Here is a 14,170-nt window from a genome sequence, read left to right as displayed (position 1 = left end):
CCCGCCGTACCGAATCAGCGGACGGCGGGCCCCTTTCGCGGCTGTGCCTCGAATCAGCGCGGCGCCGGCGGGCGGAGCGCGATGGCGTTGAGGAAGATGTTGCCGATCTCGCTCGGGTCCTTGGTGACGAAGCTGCCGCCACCGGTCACCTTCGTGATCGACTCCAGCTCGGCCTTGCTGACGCCCTCGCCGATACCGATCATGATGACCTGGACCGGTCGCTCCGGGTCGGCGATCTGCTTCAGCTTGGCGAGCAACTGGGCCTGGCTGAGGCCGTTGGTGTCCTCGTTCTTGCCGTCGGTGAACAGCACGATGGAGTTGACCCGGCCGGGCTGCCAGTCCTCCTGCACCGCCTGGTACGCGGCGAGCGTGGTGTCGTAGAGGCCGGTGTCGCCGCTGGAGGGCTTGATCGAGCCGAGCGCCCCCTCCAGCTGGGCCCGCTGGGCGGAGAGTGGGCCGATGGGGATCAGCTGCTTGTAGTCCCGGCTGCCGACCAGCTTGGTGGAGAAGGTCCACAGGCCGATCGACCAGGAGTCGTCGAAGAGGCCGAGGCCGCGGCGGGCCGCGTCCACGGTGACCTCCTCCCGGCTCCGGTTGTTGGCGCTCGGCACCTCTGCCTTCATCGAGCCGGAGACGTCGACGACGGCAAGCATCCGGCCGGACTGGGTGGCGATCGACCAGCTGGAGACGACCCGCTGTATCGCGGCCGGGTCCAGGCCACCCGCGGCGGTGCCGCCGGCGGGCGGCGCGGACGACGCGCCGCCGGCCGGGCTCGGCGCACCCTGCGGCGCCTTGAAGCCGGCGCCCCAGTTGCCGTCTGGCGCGCGCAGCGACTGCGCCGCCAGCCGGTCGCGGAACGCGCGGGTGGTGAGCAACTCGTACAGCACCCGGGCCGCCGAGGCCTTGGTCGGCTCGATGCCGGGCAGCACCGCGTACGGGTAGTCCAGCGGCATCGGCGCCGGCTCCATGTAGAGCGCGGCGAGCTTTACCGGCGGCTCCTTGCTGTTGTAGGCGATCACGTCCTCTTCGGACAGTGCCGCCGCGCCGAGACCGCTGGCGATGGACGTCGGGTCCGTGGCGGCCGGGAACCGGGCCAGCAGGTCGTTGCGGAGCGAGGACCGCCCCGTGGCCAGCGCCCGCAGCGCACCGACGGTGTTGCGCTGCGCGTCGCCGCCGGCGGCGCTGGCCGCCGCGGTCAACGACAGCAGGCCGGACAGGCCGGCCGCGTCCCGGGTCGGCTCGACGATCCCGGTGCGCAGCGGGGTGCCCGGGTTGTTGACCTGCTTGAGCAGGTCCGTCCAGGTGAACTTCTTCTTGGGCCAGCCCAACCGCCCGGCCACCGGCTCGGGCATCGCCACGACGACGGGACTGCGCGCGATGGAGGCGCTGTTGGTCGGAGCGAACGCCGTGGCGTCCTTCTTCAACCGCAGCAGCCAGGTCGAGGAGTCCGGCACCCAGACGTCCGGGGTGATGGCGGTGCCGCTGGCCTGCCCGACGCCGGCCAGGACGGCACCGTGCTTGGCCGCCACCACGGCGGCCACGTCGACGGGGTCGGAGGCGGAGACGTCCACCCGGATGCAGGTGCCGCCTACCGCGGCGCCGTCCTTGACCCATTGCGACGCGGCGGCGTCCACCGCCGGCGCGAGCTCGGAGGCGACTGCCACGGCGAGCCGAATCTCCCCCGAACAGCTCGGCTGGATCAGCTCCCGATAGCCGAACCAGACGCCGGTCGTGACGACGAGCACCGTCGCCGTAGCGGCGGCGGCTGCTAGATGAAGTTTCGAACGCATGCGATGGCGGCCTGCTGACACGGTGACCATCTTGCGTACAAGGTGCCCCCTCTGCCACATCCGTTCGGACTAAAGTTACGGAGGAGAAACAGTTGATCGCTGTTTAGCAACACAGAGTGACGAAGCGGCCCCATGGTGTTGCCAAATCGGTGCCAGCCTCACGTCTCGCCCCATCGGCTCCACAGCTCACGGCAGCACGCAGGTCGGGCTCGGCACCGGCACGGGCTCGCCGATCGGCGACGGGACGCCGGTGCCGGCGTCCCACCGGAAAACCCGCACCATGTCGGCCCGCTCGTCGGCGACGTACAGGTGCTCCCCGATCAACGCAAAGTGCCGGGGCCACTCGCCACCGGTGTCCACTTCGGCCACCAGCTCGGGCAGCTCGCCGGCCAGGCCGAAGACGGCGATGGTGCCCACACCCCGGTTGGCGACGTAGAGGAACCGGCCGTCCGGGGCGACCGCGACCTCCGACGGTTGGACATGGCCGGCTCGCTCGCTCGCCTCGACCCGGCCGCGTTGGTGCAGCGCGCCGTCGTCGGTCAGCTCGTACGCGGTGACCGAGGCGTCCAGCTCGCCCACGAGGTAGCAGCGCCGCCCGTCGGGGTGGCGGGCCAGGTGCCGGGGACCCGTGCCGGGCGCCGTACGGATCCGGGGCCGGCGGGGCACCAGCCGACCGCTCGCGCCGTCCAGGTCGTACCGGTAGACCGAGTCGGTGCCGAGGTCGACCGCGAGCAGCGGCCCTTGACCGCGGCCCGGGGAGACCATGTGGCTGTGCGCCCGCTCCTGACGCTCCGGGTCGGCGCCGTGCCCCTCGTGCACCACCAGGTCGGTGCGCTCACCGGGCACGCCCCGCCCGTCGAGCGGGAAGACCGCGACGCTGCCGCCGCCGTAGTTGGCCGCCACCAGATGCCCTCCGTCGGGCAGCACGGCCAGGTGGCAGGGGTCCGCGCCGCCGGTCGACCAGCTGCCCAGCGGATCCAGCGCCCCGTCGGGGCCGACCTGCCAGGCGCTGACCTCCCCGTCTGTCAGCTCGTTCACCGCGTAGAGCACCGGGCGGGTGGGGTGCCGGGCCAGGAAGGAGGGCGACGGGGTGACCGCCACCGTGCCGAGCGGTGTCAGCTCCCCGGTGGCCGGGTCACGGCGGGCCGCGACGATGCCACTGCCCCGCCCGCCGCTCTGCGCGGTGTAAACCCCGATGTGGACGACCTCGACCTGACCACTCACGTCCAACCCCTCCGCCGGCTTCCTGCGTCGATCCAACCAGAGGCTGCCCGCGATGCCGGCCCGTTAACCGGCTTTCCGGCCCGGGGATCGGCGCCGCGGCGGCGACTCAGGCGGCCGGCACCGGCTCGCCGCGCTGCCGGGCCACGTGCTCGACCAGGGAGATCAACACCAGCTTGCCGGACTGCCGGTCCCGCGCGTCGCAGAGCACCATCGGCACGTCCGGGTCGAGGTCCAGCGCCCGGCGCACGGTCTCCAGGTTGAACCGGCGGGAGTCGTCGAAGCAGTTCACGCCCACCACGAACGGGATGCCGCGCTGCTCGAAGTAGTCGATGGAGGGGAAGCAGTCGGCCAGCCGCCGGGTGTCGGCGAGCACCACCGCGCCGAGTGCGCCGAAGGCCAGCTCGTCCCAGAGGAACCAGAACCGGTCCTGGCCCGGTGTGCCGAACAGGTAGACCTGGAGATCGTCGTTGATGGTGATCCGGCCGAAGTCCATCGCCACCGTGGTGGTCGACTTCCCCTCCACCCCGGAGATGTCGTCGGTGCCGATCCCGGCGCCCGTCAGCACCTCCTCGGTCTGCAACGGCCGAACCTCGCTCAGCGCGCTCACCAGCGTCGTCTTGCCGGCCCCGAAGCCTCCGGCGATCAGGATCTTCAGTGCCAGCGGGATGGTGGTGCCGGAGCCCGCATGGTCATAGCGCACGAAGTCCACTGACCACCGCCTTGAGGATGTCGTTGTCAGGAAGGTGGCCGGCGGCCGGCGGCTCGTGCACCGCGACCAGGCCCCGGGCGAGGAGGTCTCCGAGCAGCACCCGGACCACCCCGACCGCGAGGTCCAGTTCGGCCGCCAGCTCGGCCACCGACACCGGCCGGCGGGCCAGCGCGACCAGCCGCCGGTGCTCCGGGAGCAGCCGCGGGTCGGCCGCCGGGTCGAGATCCGACTCGGCCAGTACGAACGCGACGAGGTCGAACCCATCGACGGCGGAGCGTACCCGGCCGCCGGTGAGGGTGTACGGGCGCACTACCGGGCCGGCGTCGCCGTCCAGCCACTCGTGCTGCGGCCCGGGCGGCTCAGTTCGCATCACCGGCGCCCGCCGACGATCGGGCTGGCGCGGTGAGGTACTCCCCCACCCGGATCACCAGCATCGCCATCTCGTACGCGACCAGGCCGATGTCGGCGTCGGTGTCGCTCACCACGGCCAGGCAGGTGCCCTGCCCGGCGGCGGTGACGAAGAGGTACGCCGACTCCATCTCCACCACGGTCTGCCGGACCGGACCGCCGTCCACGTGCCGGCTCGCGCCCCGGGCCAGGCTGGAGAAGCCGGCGGCGAGGGCGCAGAGGTGCTCGGCGTCGGAGCGCTCCAGCTCGGCCGAGGAGCCGAGCAGCAGCCCGTCGGCGGAGAGCACCACCGCCTCCCGAGCCGCCGGTACCCGTTCCACCAACTCGTCGAGCAGCCAGTCGAGGCCTGCGCTCTGCTTCGTCGAATGCGGCACTAGGCGTCCCTCTCAGTCGCGGTCAGGGGTTCGGAGGCCGCCGCGGGCGCGGGGGCGACGGCCGGGGTGGGCCCCGGGTCGGCGGCTCGGGCAGGTATCGGGCCGGCGGCCGGGGGGACGACGGTGGCGCGGCCCCGGGCGGTGCCGGCCTGGAGAGCCGACATCACCCGACGCACCTCCTCGGGCGATCGGGGCGTCGGGGTGTCGGTGACCGTCGACCGGGGCCGGGATGCCGGGGTACGCCGCCGCACCCGGCGGGGCAACCCGTCCAGCTCGTCCACCGCCTCGCCGCCGGACGGCACCCCGTCGGCCGCACCGTCACCTGGCCCGCGGACGGTGGCCGGTCCGGTCGGCGACAACTCGCCATCGCCCGACCCGTTGGCGCCCGGCCCGTTCGCGGGCGCCGGGTCCGGCACCGGTGTGCCGGTGGGTCGGGCGGCCGGGGCGCTGGCGGTGAGCGGGGCGGTGAGTGACCGGTTGCGGCCGGCCCGGGGCCGGGGCACGGCAGCGCGCCGGCCGGTCCGCGCCAGCCGCCGGTCCGGGCCGGCCGGCGCGGCGCCCAGCCCGGCCGGATCGGGACCGGCCGGCGGCTCGGTGGTGATCAGGTCGGCCGGGACCAGCACCACGGCGGTCACCCCGCCCTCCCCGGACGGGCGCAGCCGCACCCGCACCCCGTGCCGTGCGGCGAGGCGGGCCACCACGAAGAGACCGAGTCGGGCGCTCTGCGCCGGGTCGAACTCGGGCGAGCTGGCGAGCCGGACGTTGGCGCCCTCCAGCGCCGCGGCGGACATCCCCAGCCCCCGGTCGGTGATCTCCAGCGCGTACCCGCTGGCCACCTGCTCCCCGGTGACGGTGACCCGGGTGTCCGGCGGTGAGAAGGCCGTGGCGTTCTCGATCAGCTCCGCGAGCAGGTGGATGACGTCGCCGACGGCCCGGCCCAGCACGCCGGCCGGCTGCACGGCGGTGATGTCCACCCGGTCGTACGACTCGACCTCGGAGCTCGCGCCCCGGATCAGGTCGACCATCGCGACCGGGTTGCGCCAGCCCCGGCCCGGCGCGGAACCGGCGAGAATGACCAGGTCCTCGGCGTGTCGGCGGAGCCGGGTGGCCAGGTGATCCACCTGGAACAGTTCGGCCAGCTCGTCCGGGTCCTCGGCGCGACGTTCCATGCGGTCCAGCAGGTGCAACTGCCGGTGCACCAGGCTCTGGCTGCGCCGGGCGATGTTGAGGAAGACCTCATTGAGCCCTCGGCGCAGGGTGACCTCGTCCACCGCGGCCTGGACCGCGGTGCGCTGCACCTCGGTGAAGGCTCGCCCAACCTCGCCGATCTCGTCGTGGCCGTATTCCAGTGGGGGCGCCTCCCGGGCCACGTCGACCTGCTCACCACGGCGCAGCCGGGTCACCACGTCCGGCAGCCGGTGCTCGGCCAGCTCTAGCGCGGCGGTGCGGACCCCGCCGAGCCGTCGGACCAGCGTCCGGCCGACCCGCAGCGCCACCAGCACCGAGATCACCACGGCGACGAGCCCGAGCACCCCGGCGGCGGCCAGCCGGACCAGGATCCGGACCGCCATCGGCACCGAGCGGTCGGCGAGCCCGTCGGCCTCGGCCAACTCGAAGTCGCGCAGCTGCTGCTGCACCGCGTCGTGGCTGGCCTGCCAGGTCGCCGCGTCCACCGGTGGCCGGCCGGACCGGTTGGCCACGACCAGCGCGTCCTGCATGGTGCGTAGCCGGGTGAACGCCGCACCCTCGGTCAGCCGCTGGTACGCGGCCCGACCCGCCTCGGGCAGGTCGGCCACCGCGCTCTCGGTGAGCCACCGCTGGTTGCCGATGGCCTGCACGAGCTGGGTGTGCTCCCCCTCGGCGAACCGGCCCGCCGCCAGCGCGCCGGCCAGCAGGGCGTCGGCCTGGCCGAGCAGCTCCCGCGAGCGGCCCAGCGCGGTGAGCGCCAGCGCCTGCCGGTTGAGGTCGGGCTCGGTCAGGTTCGCCATGCCGGCGAACGCCTGGAAGGCCGAGGAGATCATGCCGCTGTAGAGGCCGATGGCGCCGGCCCGGTCCACCTTGCGGTCGTCGATGAAGTCCCGGCCGGCCGGCAGCGCCGCGAGGGCGGTGACCAGCTGGTCGACCCGGGTGTCGAGCAGGTCGTCGGCGGCGTCGCGCAGCTCCTCCCCGTCGACCCGGCGGCGCAGCTCGGCGACCGCCCGGTCGGTGCGCTGCCGCTGCTCGACCAGGGCTGGCAGCTCGGTGGTGCCGGCGAGCTGCACCACCGAGAGGCGGCGTTCCCGTTGCAGCTCGGTGACCACAACCTCGCCCGGGCGGCCCAGGTCGTACAGCAGGGTGCGGGCGGAGAGCAGGTTCAGGGCGGGACCGAAGGTCAGCGTGGTGGCGAAGATCCACAACGCCAGCAGCGCGGTCACCGGCGCGACGACCAATGCGGTCAGCTTCGAGCGGATCGGCCAGTCGCGGGTTCTCATCAGACCTCGCCCGTGCAGGGGTGGCAGGAGGTGCGCCGGCACCGCCGGGCAACGCGCCGGCCGGTTGCGCCCGGCCATGGGGCCGGGCACGGGCGCGGGCGCCTTGGGCAGGATACGTAATCACACCGCGTTGCACTACCGCCTGTCGCGCCAACATGGACGCTCCGACATGCAATCCGTCCGATACGGCGAGCGCCCCCGTCGGCGAACCGGCGGGGCGCTCGTCGTGGCGCGGTGCGGATCAGGCGTCGGCGGCGATGCCGAGCCCCTCGGCGACCCGCCGGCCGTAGTTCTCGTCGCACTGGCTGAAGTGCCAGACCATCTTCTCCTGGATGTGCTTGTCGCACTGGGCCAGCAGGGTGGTCAGGTTGAGGATCAGGTCGTCGCGCTCCCAGTCCGCCATCTCACGGAAGCGCCGGCCGGCCTGGGAGTAGTTGTTCTGCCGCTCGATCGGGGCCTTCATGATCTGCCCGGAGACGAACGGGCGGTACTCCCGGTAGGACTCGTCGGCCTCCTGGAGACCGGCGACCGAGGACGGCTCGAAGTTGATGTGCGGGTTGCCGCCCCGGTGGTCCACCCCGTACGACATCTGGCCGCCGCCCTGGTTGGTGCTGACCTGCACGTCCTCGCGCGGCCGGTTGACCGGCAGTTGGAGGTAGTTCGGGCCGACCCGGTAGCGCTGGGTGTCCGAGTAGGAGAAGGTGCGACCGACCAGCATCTTGTCGTCGGAGAAGTCGATGCCGTCGACCAGCACACCGGTGCCGAAGGCGATCTGCTCGTTCTCGTCGTGGTGGTCGGTGATGTTGCGGTTGAGGGTCATCATGCCCACCGGCAGGTAGGGGAACTGCTCCTCCGGCCAGATCTTGGTGTCGTCGAGCGGGTCGAAGTCCAGCTCCGGGTGCTCGTCGTCGCTCATGATCTGCACGTTGAGCTCCCACTGCGGGTACTCGCCGCGCTCGATCGCCTCGTAGAGGTCCTTGGAGGCGTGGCCCAGCTCGGTGGCCTGGATCGCGTCCGCCTCGGCCTGGGTGAGGTTGCGCTCGCCCTGCTGGGTCATCCAGTGGAACTTGACCAGCACGCCCTCGCCCTGGCCGTTGACGAGACGGTAGGTGTTGACCCCGGAGCCCCGCATGGTGCGGTAGTTCTTCGGGATGCCGTACGGGGAGAAGAGCCAGGTCAGCATGTGCATCGACTCCGGCGTGTTCGACATGAAGTCGAAGATCCGGTTCGGTTCCTGGCGGAAGGTCACCGGGTCTGGCTTCAGCGCGTGGATCACGTCGGGGAACTTGATCGCGTCGCGGATGAAGAAGACCTGGAGGTTGTTGCCCACCATGTCCCAGTTGCCGTCCTCGGTGCGGAACTTGACCGCGAAGCCGCGCGGGTCGCGGGCGGCCTCGGAGGAGTCCCGGCCGCCGATGACGGTGGAGAACCGGATGGTGACCGGAGTCTTCCTGCCCTTGGTCTGGAACAGCTTGGCGCGGCTGTAGGTGGCCGCCGGTTCGTCACCGATCGTCCCGTACGCCTCGAACTCGCCGTGCGCGACGAAGCCGCGCGCGTGCACGACCCGCTCCGGGATGCGCTCCCGGTCGAAGTGGCTGATCTTCTCCAGGAAGTGGTAGTTCTCCAGCGTGGCGGGGCCGCGCGAACCGACCGTCCGCTGCTGCTGGTTGTTGTGCACGGGGTGGCCCTGCCGGGTGGTGAGGATCGGCTTGTTGGCCTGTGGGTCGCTCATCGCTCTCCTCCAGATGGTTTCGTGCTGCCGGCCGGGGCGAACCATCCAACACAATCGCGTTTTCTGGAACGAGTCAAGTTTTGGCCGAATCCCGTGCTGTGGCCCTCGTCATCGCACGATCGGAGGCAGGTCCCGCGACACCGGACACGGACCGATGAGGAAAGTGCCCCGGATCGGGATTGGCGATCAGTGCGCCGAGGGAATACGAGGTGACGAAGGAGGAGCCATGTCGCCCACGCAGATAATCGTCATCGTGCTCGTCGTGCTGGCCATCGCGGCACTGGTCGTGGCCGTCCGGACACTCGGCCGACGCCGCGCGCTGCGCGGCCGTTTCGGGCCGGAGTACGACCGGGTGGTGGCGGAGCAGGACAGCCGGTCCGCCGCAGAGCGCGAGCTGCGCGACCGGGAACGCCGGCACGCCGAGCTCACGCTCACGCCGCTCACCCCGCAGTCCCGGGCCCGCTACGCCGCCGCCTGGGAGGAGCTTCAGGTCCGTTTCGTCGACTCGCCGCAAGAGACCGTGGGCGACGCGGATGATCTGGTCACCCGGCTCATCGAGGAGCAGGGATACCCGACCGGGGACTTCTCGGACCAGATCGCCCATCTCTCCGTCGACCACGCACGCACGCTGACCAACTACCGGGACGCGCACGAGATCCATCTGCGTAATTCTCGGGGCGAGGCCAGCACCGAGGAGCTGCGTCAGGCGGTCGTGCACTACCGGGCACTCTTCGCCGACCTGCTCGGTGAGGAGCCGGTCGGCCACCGCCCGCCCGAGCAGCGCCATCCGGACACCCCGCACGACGCCACGAGCCGCTGAGGAGGCCACCGATGCGCCAGGAAGAGCAGCAGGTGAGCAACGACCATTCGGAGGCCGTCCGGTCCGCGCCGGTGCCGGTGCCGCCGGCCGGCGACCGGGCGGGTCGCGCGGACGTGCCCGAGGACGCCCTGGACGACCGGGGCACCTTCGACGACCCGTCAGCCGCCGACGACCGCATCGACGAGGGCGGATTCCATGAGCCCGGGCCGCTGCCGACCACCTTCGGCGCCACCACGGTGGCCGATGCGGTGGCGGCGTCCGCGCTGGCCAGCCCGCGCCCGGAGGATCAGCCGGACCCCCGGGCCGAGCGGACCGCCCAGCCCGGCGACGGCGCCGAGGACGGCGAGCGTGAGGGTCTGCGGGCCGACCCCACCGCCGAACTGCACCGCCGGGGCACCGATCCGAAGACCGACGACGCCCGGGCCGACGCGGACACCTCCGCGCGGACCGTCGCCCCGCCGGGAAGCACCGACGGTGGGCCCGAGCGGCGCAGTGATCTGACCGATCCCGGCGGCGACGCGGACCCGGCCGCCTACGGCAGCGCCACTCCGGAGATGGTCGACCCGGACGCGGTCTCGCCGGATGCCGACCCGGTGCTCGCCGCCAGTGGCGGCGGCGCCTCGTTGGAGTCGGCCGGTACGTCGCGACCCGTCGGGTCGACCGTGGCGGCCGAGCCGGCCACGCTCCTCGACGCGGACGCGGCACAGCGTTTCCGGGACCGCTGGCGGGACGTGCAGCTGCGCTTCGTGGACGATCCGCAGGCGGCGGCCGGCGAGGCACAGTCGCTGGTGGAGGAGGCCATCCAGGCGCTCGCGTCGGCGCTGGCCGCGCAGAAGAACGCGCTGGGCGGATGGCAGGACGCCGGTTCGGCGGACACCGAGCAACTGCGGATGGCGGTACGCCGCTACCGGGACTTCCTGGACCGCGTGCTGGGTCGCTGAGCGACACACCACGGGCACCCCGGCCAGCCGGCCGGGGTGCCCCCGTACGCCCGGACGGTCCGCCTGCCGGATCGCCCGAGCGGGCCGGAACAGGGCGGGACCCGACAGCAGATGGACAACCATGGCCAGCCGGCACAAGATCCGCTGATCGACGAGACGCAGGCGGAGCAGCGCCGCTCCGCGCGCCGGGCGGTCGGCGCGCATCGGCCCACCGGGGGGCATGGGCACGGCCCGAGAGGGTACGCGAGGGGGATCAGGCAACGTGTCGGACACAGGAGGCAGCACCATGACCGATCGCGACCGCCGACCGCCGCTGGAGGAGAGCCCGGAGATGGCCGCCGCGGCGGACGATGACAGCACCGTCCCGCAGCTGCGGACCGGGGGCGGCCCGGACCGGGACACTCCATCCTTCGGCGAGCCCCGCAACCGGCCGGACGACCTCGCGCCGGGCACCGACGACCTGCTCGGCGACCCGTACGCCGCCGGCACCGGGGCGACCGGGACGGGCACCGGCGCCGGTGGGGACAACATCCGTACCGGCGCGGAACAGCCCTGGGAGCCGGAGGATCTGGTGATGGCCCGCGGGCAGGACCTCACCCCGGAGAACCTGGACAAGGCCCGCCGCGACCTGGCCGAGCAGGGTCGGGCGGCGATCGAGCGCACCGTGCCCTGAGCAGGGCGCACGAGGGGGTCCCCGGTCCGACCGTCACGGTCGGACCGGGGACCCGGGGAACCTGCCGCCGGCGGTGCCTCACCTACCGCCGGCGGCGGGTGGGTGCGGGAGCGATCCGGTCAGAGCGCCGGGTACGCGTTGCGCATCAGCTCCTGGAACTGGGCGGAGAACCACGCGCCGGAGATCGGCGCGTTCGGCAGGGCGCCCGTCGCGCTGTTGCCGTTGCGGGCGTTGCCGGTGTACGTCGGGTCGCACATCCGGTCGAAGCCCTTGCCCTCGTCGTTCGGGATCAGCTCGCTGGAACCGTCCGACTCGCCCGGAGGCTTCACCCAGACGTACGCGTCGATGCCCGGCTCGGGAGCCGACCTGGGCCGCTCGCCGAGGCCAGCGCCGGACTGGTTGCACCAGTTGCCGGCGTGGATCCGGCGGTCGATCCGGCCACCGTTGACGTAGGTGTCCACGCTGGTCGTCGCGCCCGGTCCGGTGGGCCGGGCGGTGCCGCCCCAGCCGTTGCGGGAGGTGTCGATCAGCATGCCGATGTTGGCGTCGAAGCCGACCTGGACCAGCTTCTGCCGGAACGCCTGGGCGAACGACAGCTCGTCGACGTAGAAGTTCCAGTCGACCCACTTCGACTGTCGCACCGACGTGCCGTTCACCGTATCGGTGATCTTGACGTACGGCTCGCGCAGCGCCGAGTAGTTCGCCGTGTTGACGATGAACCCGTGCACGTTGGCCACGGTGCTGCCGGAGGCGACCGCGGCGGCCTTCAGGAGGTCGGCGGTCGGGCCGAAGTTGGTGTCCCAGCCGATCCAGCCGTGGTGCGCGGCGTCGATGTAGTTGTAGACGTTGCCGAGCGTACCCAGCTTCGCCAGGGCGTAGCCGACGCCGTTGACGTACGCGCCGTTGGCCTTGACCGTGTCACACATCGCCGTGCCGCCGGCCTGCCCGGAGGTGTTGGTCACCAGGTTGGGCAGCGAGTCGATCTCGATGATGTTGATGATCCGGATGTTCCGGTACTCCGGGTCGGCCTGGATCGCGGCGATCGGGTCGATGTACTCGGCCTTGTACCTGGGCAGGTCGTTCGGGCCCAGCTCACCGTTGGAGGCGAGCGCGGCGCAGTCCCGGCCGGGCAGGTTGTAGATCACGAACTGGATGTAGCCGGCGCCCTGGCGCAGCGCCTCCTCCAGGTGGTCACGCACGCCGAAGGCGCCGTTGGAGCTGCTGTCCGGGGTGCCGTTGATGGCGGCGATCCGGTCCAGCCACACCGCGGTCGGGTTGTTGGACACCCTGCTGCCGCCCGGCTCGGCGTCCGCCTTGGCCTTCCACTCGGGGTTCACGTATCCCCGGACCCCGGCGTACGGGTTGTCCACCATGCTGCCGGCGGGCGGGGGCGTGGTCGGCGGCGGAGTGGTCGGCGGGGGTGTGGTCGGGGGCGGGGTCGTCGGCGGGGGCGTGGTCGGCGGCGTGGTGCCACCGTTGCAGGTCACCCCGTTGAGGGTGAACGAGGTCGGCCTGGGGTTGCTGCCGCTCCACGCGCCGTTGAACCCGATGCTGGTCGACGCGCCGGTGGCGAGGCTGCCGTTGTAGGACAGGCTGCGCGCGGTGACCTGGCTGCCGGACTGGGTGAACTCGGCCGACCAGCCCTGCTGCACCCGCTGGCTGGAGTTCGGGAAGGTCCACCCGAGCGTCCAGCCGTTGATCGGGTCGCCGACGTTCCTGATGGTGATGCTCGCGGTGAAGCCACCGGGCCACTCGTTCGCCGAGTAGGCGATGTCGCACTGGGTCGCGGCCTGCGCCGCGGTGACGGGGATCGTCACCAACCCGCCGGCGACCAGGACGCCCGCGCCGGCGAGCGCGAGGGCCCGGCGTGGGCCGGACAGCCTTCTCCACACATTCATGCCACTGATCTCCTTGGGCGAGACCGGGCTCGCGTACGGCCCGGCGAGACGGCCCGGTGGGCGTCCGGAACGGACGGCCACCGGCGCCAACGGGGTTCTGCGGGGGGTGCCCGACCCGGACGGGTGGTGGTGGTGGTGGTGAACGACCGGCGAGCGGTCGGTCGGCGGCGGGATGTCGTCCGGCGGACCGGATGCCCTCGACTTCCCTGCCTGCGCGGTGTGGCTCCCCGAACCGCGTGCGCCGATTCTTGCATGGGAGCGCTTCCATGGCAATGGCTCGATGCGTTCCGGCGGCGGCGCCCGTGACCCGACTCGGACGATACCTCCGAGACCGCGCGACCAGCACGAGCGGAACCACGCCGCCGCTACCGGATTAGCCGACCGAGCCGGCACAGCGAGCGCGGAACGCCGTGGCGACGCAGAACCCGGTGTCACGCTCCCACACGGCGCACGGCGGGGAGAAGGCCGCGTAGCACCCCTTTATCACTTACTAACAGTAAAGGTCAGAACACGAATGTTTCCCTTCATAGTTCATGAAACGGTCTAACGTTGGTCTTAGCTCGGTTGTCGCCGGGCTCAGGACAACAGGGATGGAGTGACGCAGGTCATGGCTAAGAAGATGCTCGGGAAGGTCGTTGCGGGCGCCGCGCTCGGCGGTGCGGCGCTCCTGGTGTTCACGCCCGGGATCGCGTTCGCCGATGGGCACCACGACGGTGGCAAGGACCGTGACGGCAAGGTTTTCGCCAAGCCGCACGTCGTCAAGGCCGGCGAAGAGGTCAAGCTCCTCGAGATCTGCCCGGATCGCCAGGAGCACGCCTTCGTGTGGTCCAAGGTCACCGGCAAGGTGAAGCTCAAGCCGGTGCACGACGACAAGGGCGATTGGCGCGAGGAGGACAACTCCTCCGGCCGCGACGGCAAGGACGAGCACGGCAAGGACGACAAGGGCAAGGACGAGCACGGCAAGGACGACAAGGGCAAGGACCACGAGGGCAAGGACGAGAACGGCAAGGACGAGCACGGCAAGGACGACAAGGGCAAGGACCACGAGGGCAAGGACGAGAACGGCAAGGACGAGAACGGCAAGGACGAGCACGGCAAGGACGACAAGGGCAAGGACCACGAGGGCAAGG

At 72.0% G+C, this 14,170-nt stretch carries 12 protein-coding genes and 1 pseudogene; 5 read left to right on the top strand and 8 right to left on the bottom strand.

Annotated features, from left to right (window positions below; genetic code table 11):
* Positions 1-53 precede the first annotated feature (53 nt).
* The 7 genes from ACFYPS_RS20440 to ACFYPS_RS20410 all read right to left on the bottom strand — a co-directional run bounded on the left by ACFYPS_RS20440 (position 54) and on the right by ACFYPS_RS20410 (position 8,708).
* On the bottom strand, positions 54-1,811 hold the full coding sequence (locus tag ACFYPS_RS20440) for a substrate-binding domain-containing protein (protein WP_354963896.1): 1,758 nt from the start codon (positions 1,809-1,811) through the stop codon (positions 54-56).
* Positions 1,812-1,976: 165 nt separating this feature from the next.
* Positions 1,977-3,014, bottom strand: a complete 1,038-nt coding sequence (locus tag ACFYPS_RS20435; RefSeq protein ID WP_387326107.1) for a lactonase family protein — start codon at positions 3,012-3,014, stop codon at positions 1,977-1,979.
* A gap of 106 nt (positions 3,015-3,120) precedes the next feature.
* The gene (locus ACFYPS_RS20430) at positions 3,121-3,723 is read right to left on the bottom strand and encodes an ATP/GTP-binding protein (protein WP_089019271.1); all 603 of its coding nucleotides are present in this window, start codon (positions 3,721-3,723) and stop codon (positions 3,121-3,123) included.
* Entirely contained in the window at positions 3,704-4,093 is a 390-nt protein-coding gene (locus tag ACFYPS_RS20425) for a DUF742 domain-containing protein (protein ID WP_387326103.1), read from the bottom strand. Before ACFYPS_RS20425 ends, ACFYPS_RS20430 begins: the two co-directional genes overlap by 20 nt.
* Positions 4,083-4,505 (bottom strand): roadblock/LC7 domain-containing protein, encoded by a 423-nt coding sequence (locus ACFYPS_RS20420; protein ID WP_354963892.1) that lies wholly within the window; start codon positions 4,503-4,505, stop codon positions 4,083-4,085. The genes ACFYPS_RS20425 and ACFYPS_RS20420 overlap by 11 nt, the downstream gene beginning before the upstream one ends.
* Positions 4,505-6,976 (bottom strand): nitrate- and nitrite sensing domain-containing protein, encoded by a 2,472-nt coding sequence (locus ACFYPS_RS20415; RefSeq protein ID WP_387326099.1) that lies wholly within the window; start codon positions 6,974-6,976, stop codon positions 4,505-4,507. The genes ACFYPS_RS20420 and ACFYPS_RS20415 overlap by 1 nt, the downstream gene beginning before the upstream one ends.
* A gap of 241 nt (positions 6,977-7,217) precedes the next feature.
* Positions 7,218-8,708: a catalase gene (locus ACFYPS_RS20410; RefSeq protein WP_387326096.1), complete on the bottom strand. Its 1,491-nt coding sequence runs from the start codon at positions 8,706-8,708 to the stop codon at positions 7,218-7,220.
* Between the two features lie 226 nt (positions 8,709-8,934).
* On the opposite strand from ACFYPS_RS20410, the gene ACFYPS_RS20405 reads away from it, so the two are divergent.
* The 3 genes from ACFYPS_RS20405 (at position 8,935) to ACFYPS_RS20395 (ending at position 11,142) form a co-directional block, all read left to right on the top strand.
* Complete coding sequence (locus tag ACFYPS_RS20405; RefSeq protein WP_387326093.1) at positions 8,935-9,528, top strand: hypothetical protein; 594 nt, start codon at positions 8,935-8,937, stop codon at positions 9,526-9,528.
* 11 nt (positions 9,529-9,539) lie between these two features.
* Entirely contained in the window at positions 9,540-10,469 is a 930-nt protein-coding gene (locus tag ACFYPS_RS20400; protein ID WP_387326090.1) for a hypothetical protein, read from the top strand.
* A gap of 286 nt (positions 10,470-10,755) precedes the next feature.
* Positions 10,756-11,142 (top strand): hypothetical protein, encoded by a 387-nt coding sequence (locus tag ACFYPS_RS20395; RefSeq protein WP_354963887.1) that lies wholly within the window; start codon positions 10,756-10,758, stop codon positions 11,140-11,142.
* Between the two features lie 119 nt (positions 11,143-11,261).
* On the opposite strand, the gene ACFYPS_RS20390 is transcribed toward ACFYPS_RS20395, so the two are convergent.
* Positions 11,262-13,040: a glycoside hydrolase family 6 protein gene (locus ACFYPS_RS20390; RefSeq protein ID WP_387326086.1), complete on the bottom strand. Its 1,779-nt coding sequence runs from the start codon at positions 13,038-13,040 to the stop codon at positions 11,262-11,264.
* On the opposite strand from ACFYPS_RS20390, the gene ACFYPS_RS20385 reads away from it, so the two are divergent.
* On the top strand, positions 13,039-13,182 hold the full coding sequence (locus ACFYPS_RS20385; protein WP_387326083.1) for a hypothetical protein: 144 nt from the start codon (positions 13,039-13,041) through the stop codon (positions 13,180-13,182). The two genes, ACFYPS_RS20390 and ACFYPS_RS20385, sit on opposite strands and share 2 nt — an antisense overlap.
* A 453-nt stretch (positions 13,183-13,635) precedes the next feature.
* Positions 13,636-14,170: pseudogene (locus ACFYPS_RS20380) on the top strand (hypothetical protein); the annotation flags it as partial.

Source organism: Micromonospora sp. NPDC005087 (assembly GCF_042872965.1).
Taxonomy (GTDB): Bacteria; Actinomycetota; Actinomycetes; order Mycobacteriales; family Micromonosporaceae; genus Micromonospora.
The sequence above is the reverse complement of the archived record's forward strand: the minus strand, read 5'-3'. Positions and strand labels throughout refer to the sequence as shown.

Bases quoted from the DNA above. Each gene is read 5' to 3' on its own strand.
- ACFYPS_RS20415 (WP_387326099.1), bottom strand. From the start codon at position 6,976: ATGAGAACCCGCGACTGGCCGATCCGCTCGAAGCTGACCGCATTGGTC.
- ACFYPS_RS20385 (WP_387326083.1), top strand. From the start codon at position 13,039: ATGCCACTGATCTCCTTGGGCGAGACCGGGCTCGCGTACGGCCCGGCG.
- ACFYPS_RS20390 (WP_387326086.1), bottom strand. From the start codon at position 13,040: ATGAATGTGTGGAGAAGGCTGTCCGGCCCACGCCGGGCCCTCGCGCTC.
- ACFYPS_RS20400 (WP_387326090.1), top strand. From the start codon at position 9,540: ATGCGCCAGGAAGAGCAGCAGGTGAGCAACGACCATTCGGAGGCCGTC.
- ACFYPS_RS20405 (WP_387326093.1), top strand. From the start codon at position 8,935: ATGTCGCCCACGCAGATAATCGTCATCGTGCTCGTCGTGCTGGCCATC.
- ACFYPS_RS20395 (WP_354963887.1), top strand. From the start codon at position 10,756: ATGACCGATCGCGACCGCCGACCGCCGCTGGAGGAGAGCCCGGAGATG.
- ACFYPS_RS20410 (WP_387326096.1), bottom strand. From the start codon at position 8,708: ATGAGCGACCCACAGGCCAACAAGCCGATCCTCACCACCCGGCAGGGC.
- ACFYPS_RS20425 (WP_387326103.1), bottom strand. From the start codon at position 4,093: ATGCGAACTGAGCCGCCCGGGCCGCAGCACGAGTGGCTGGACGGCGAC.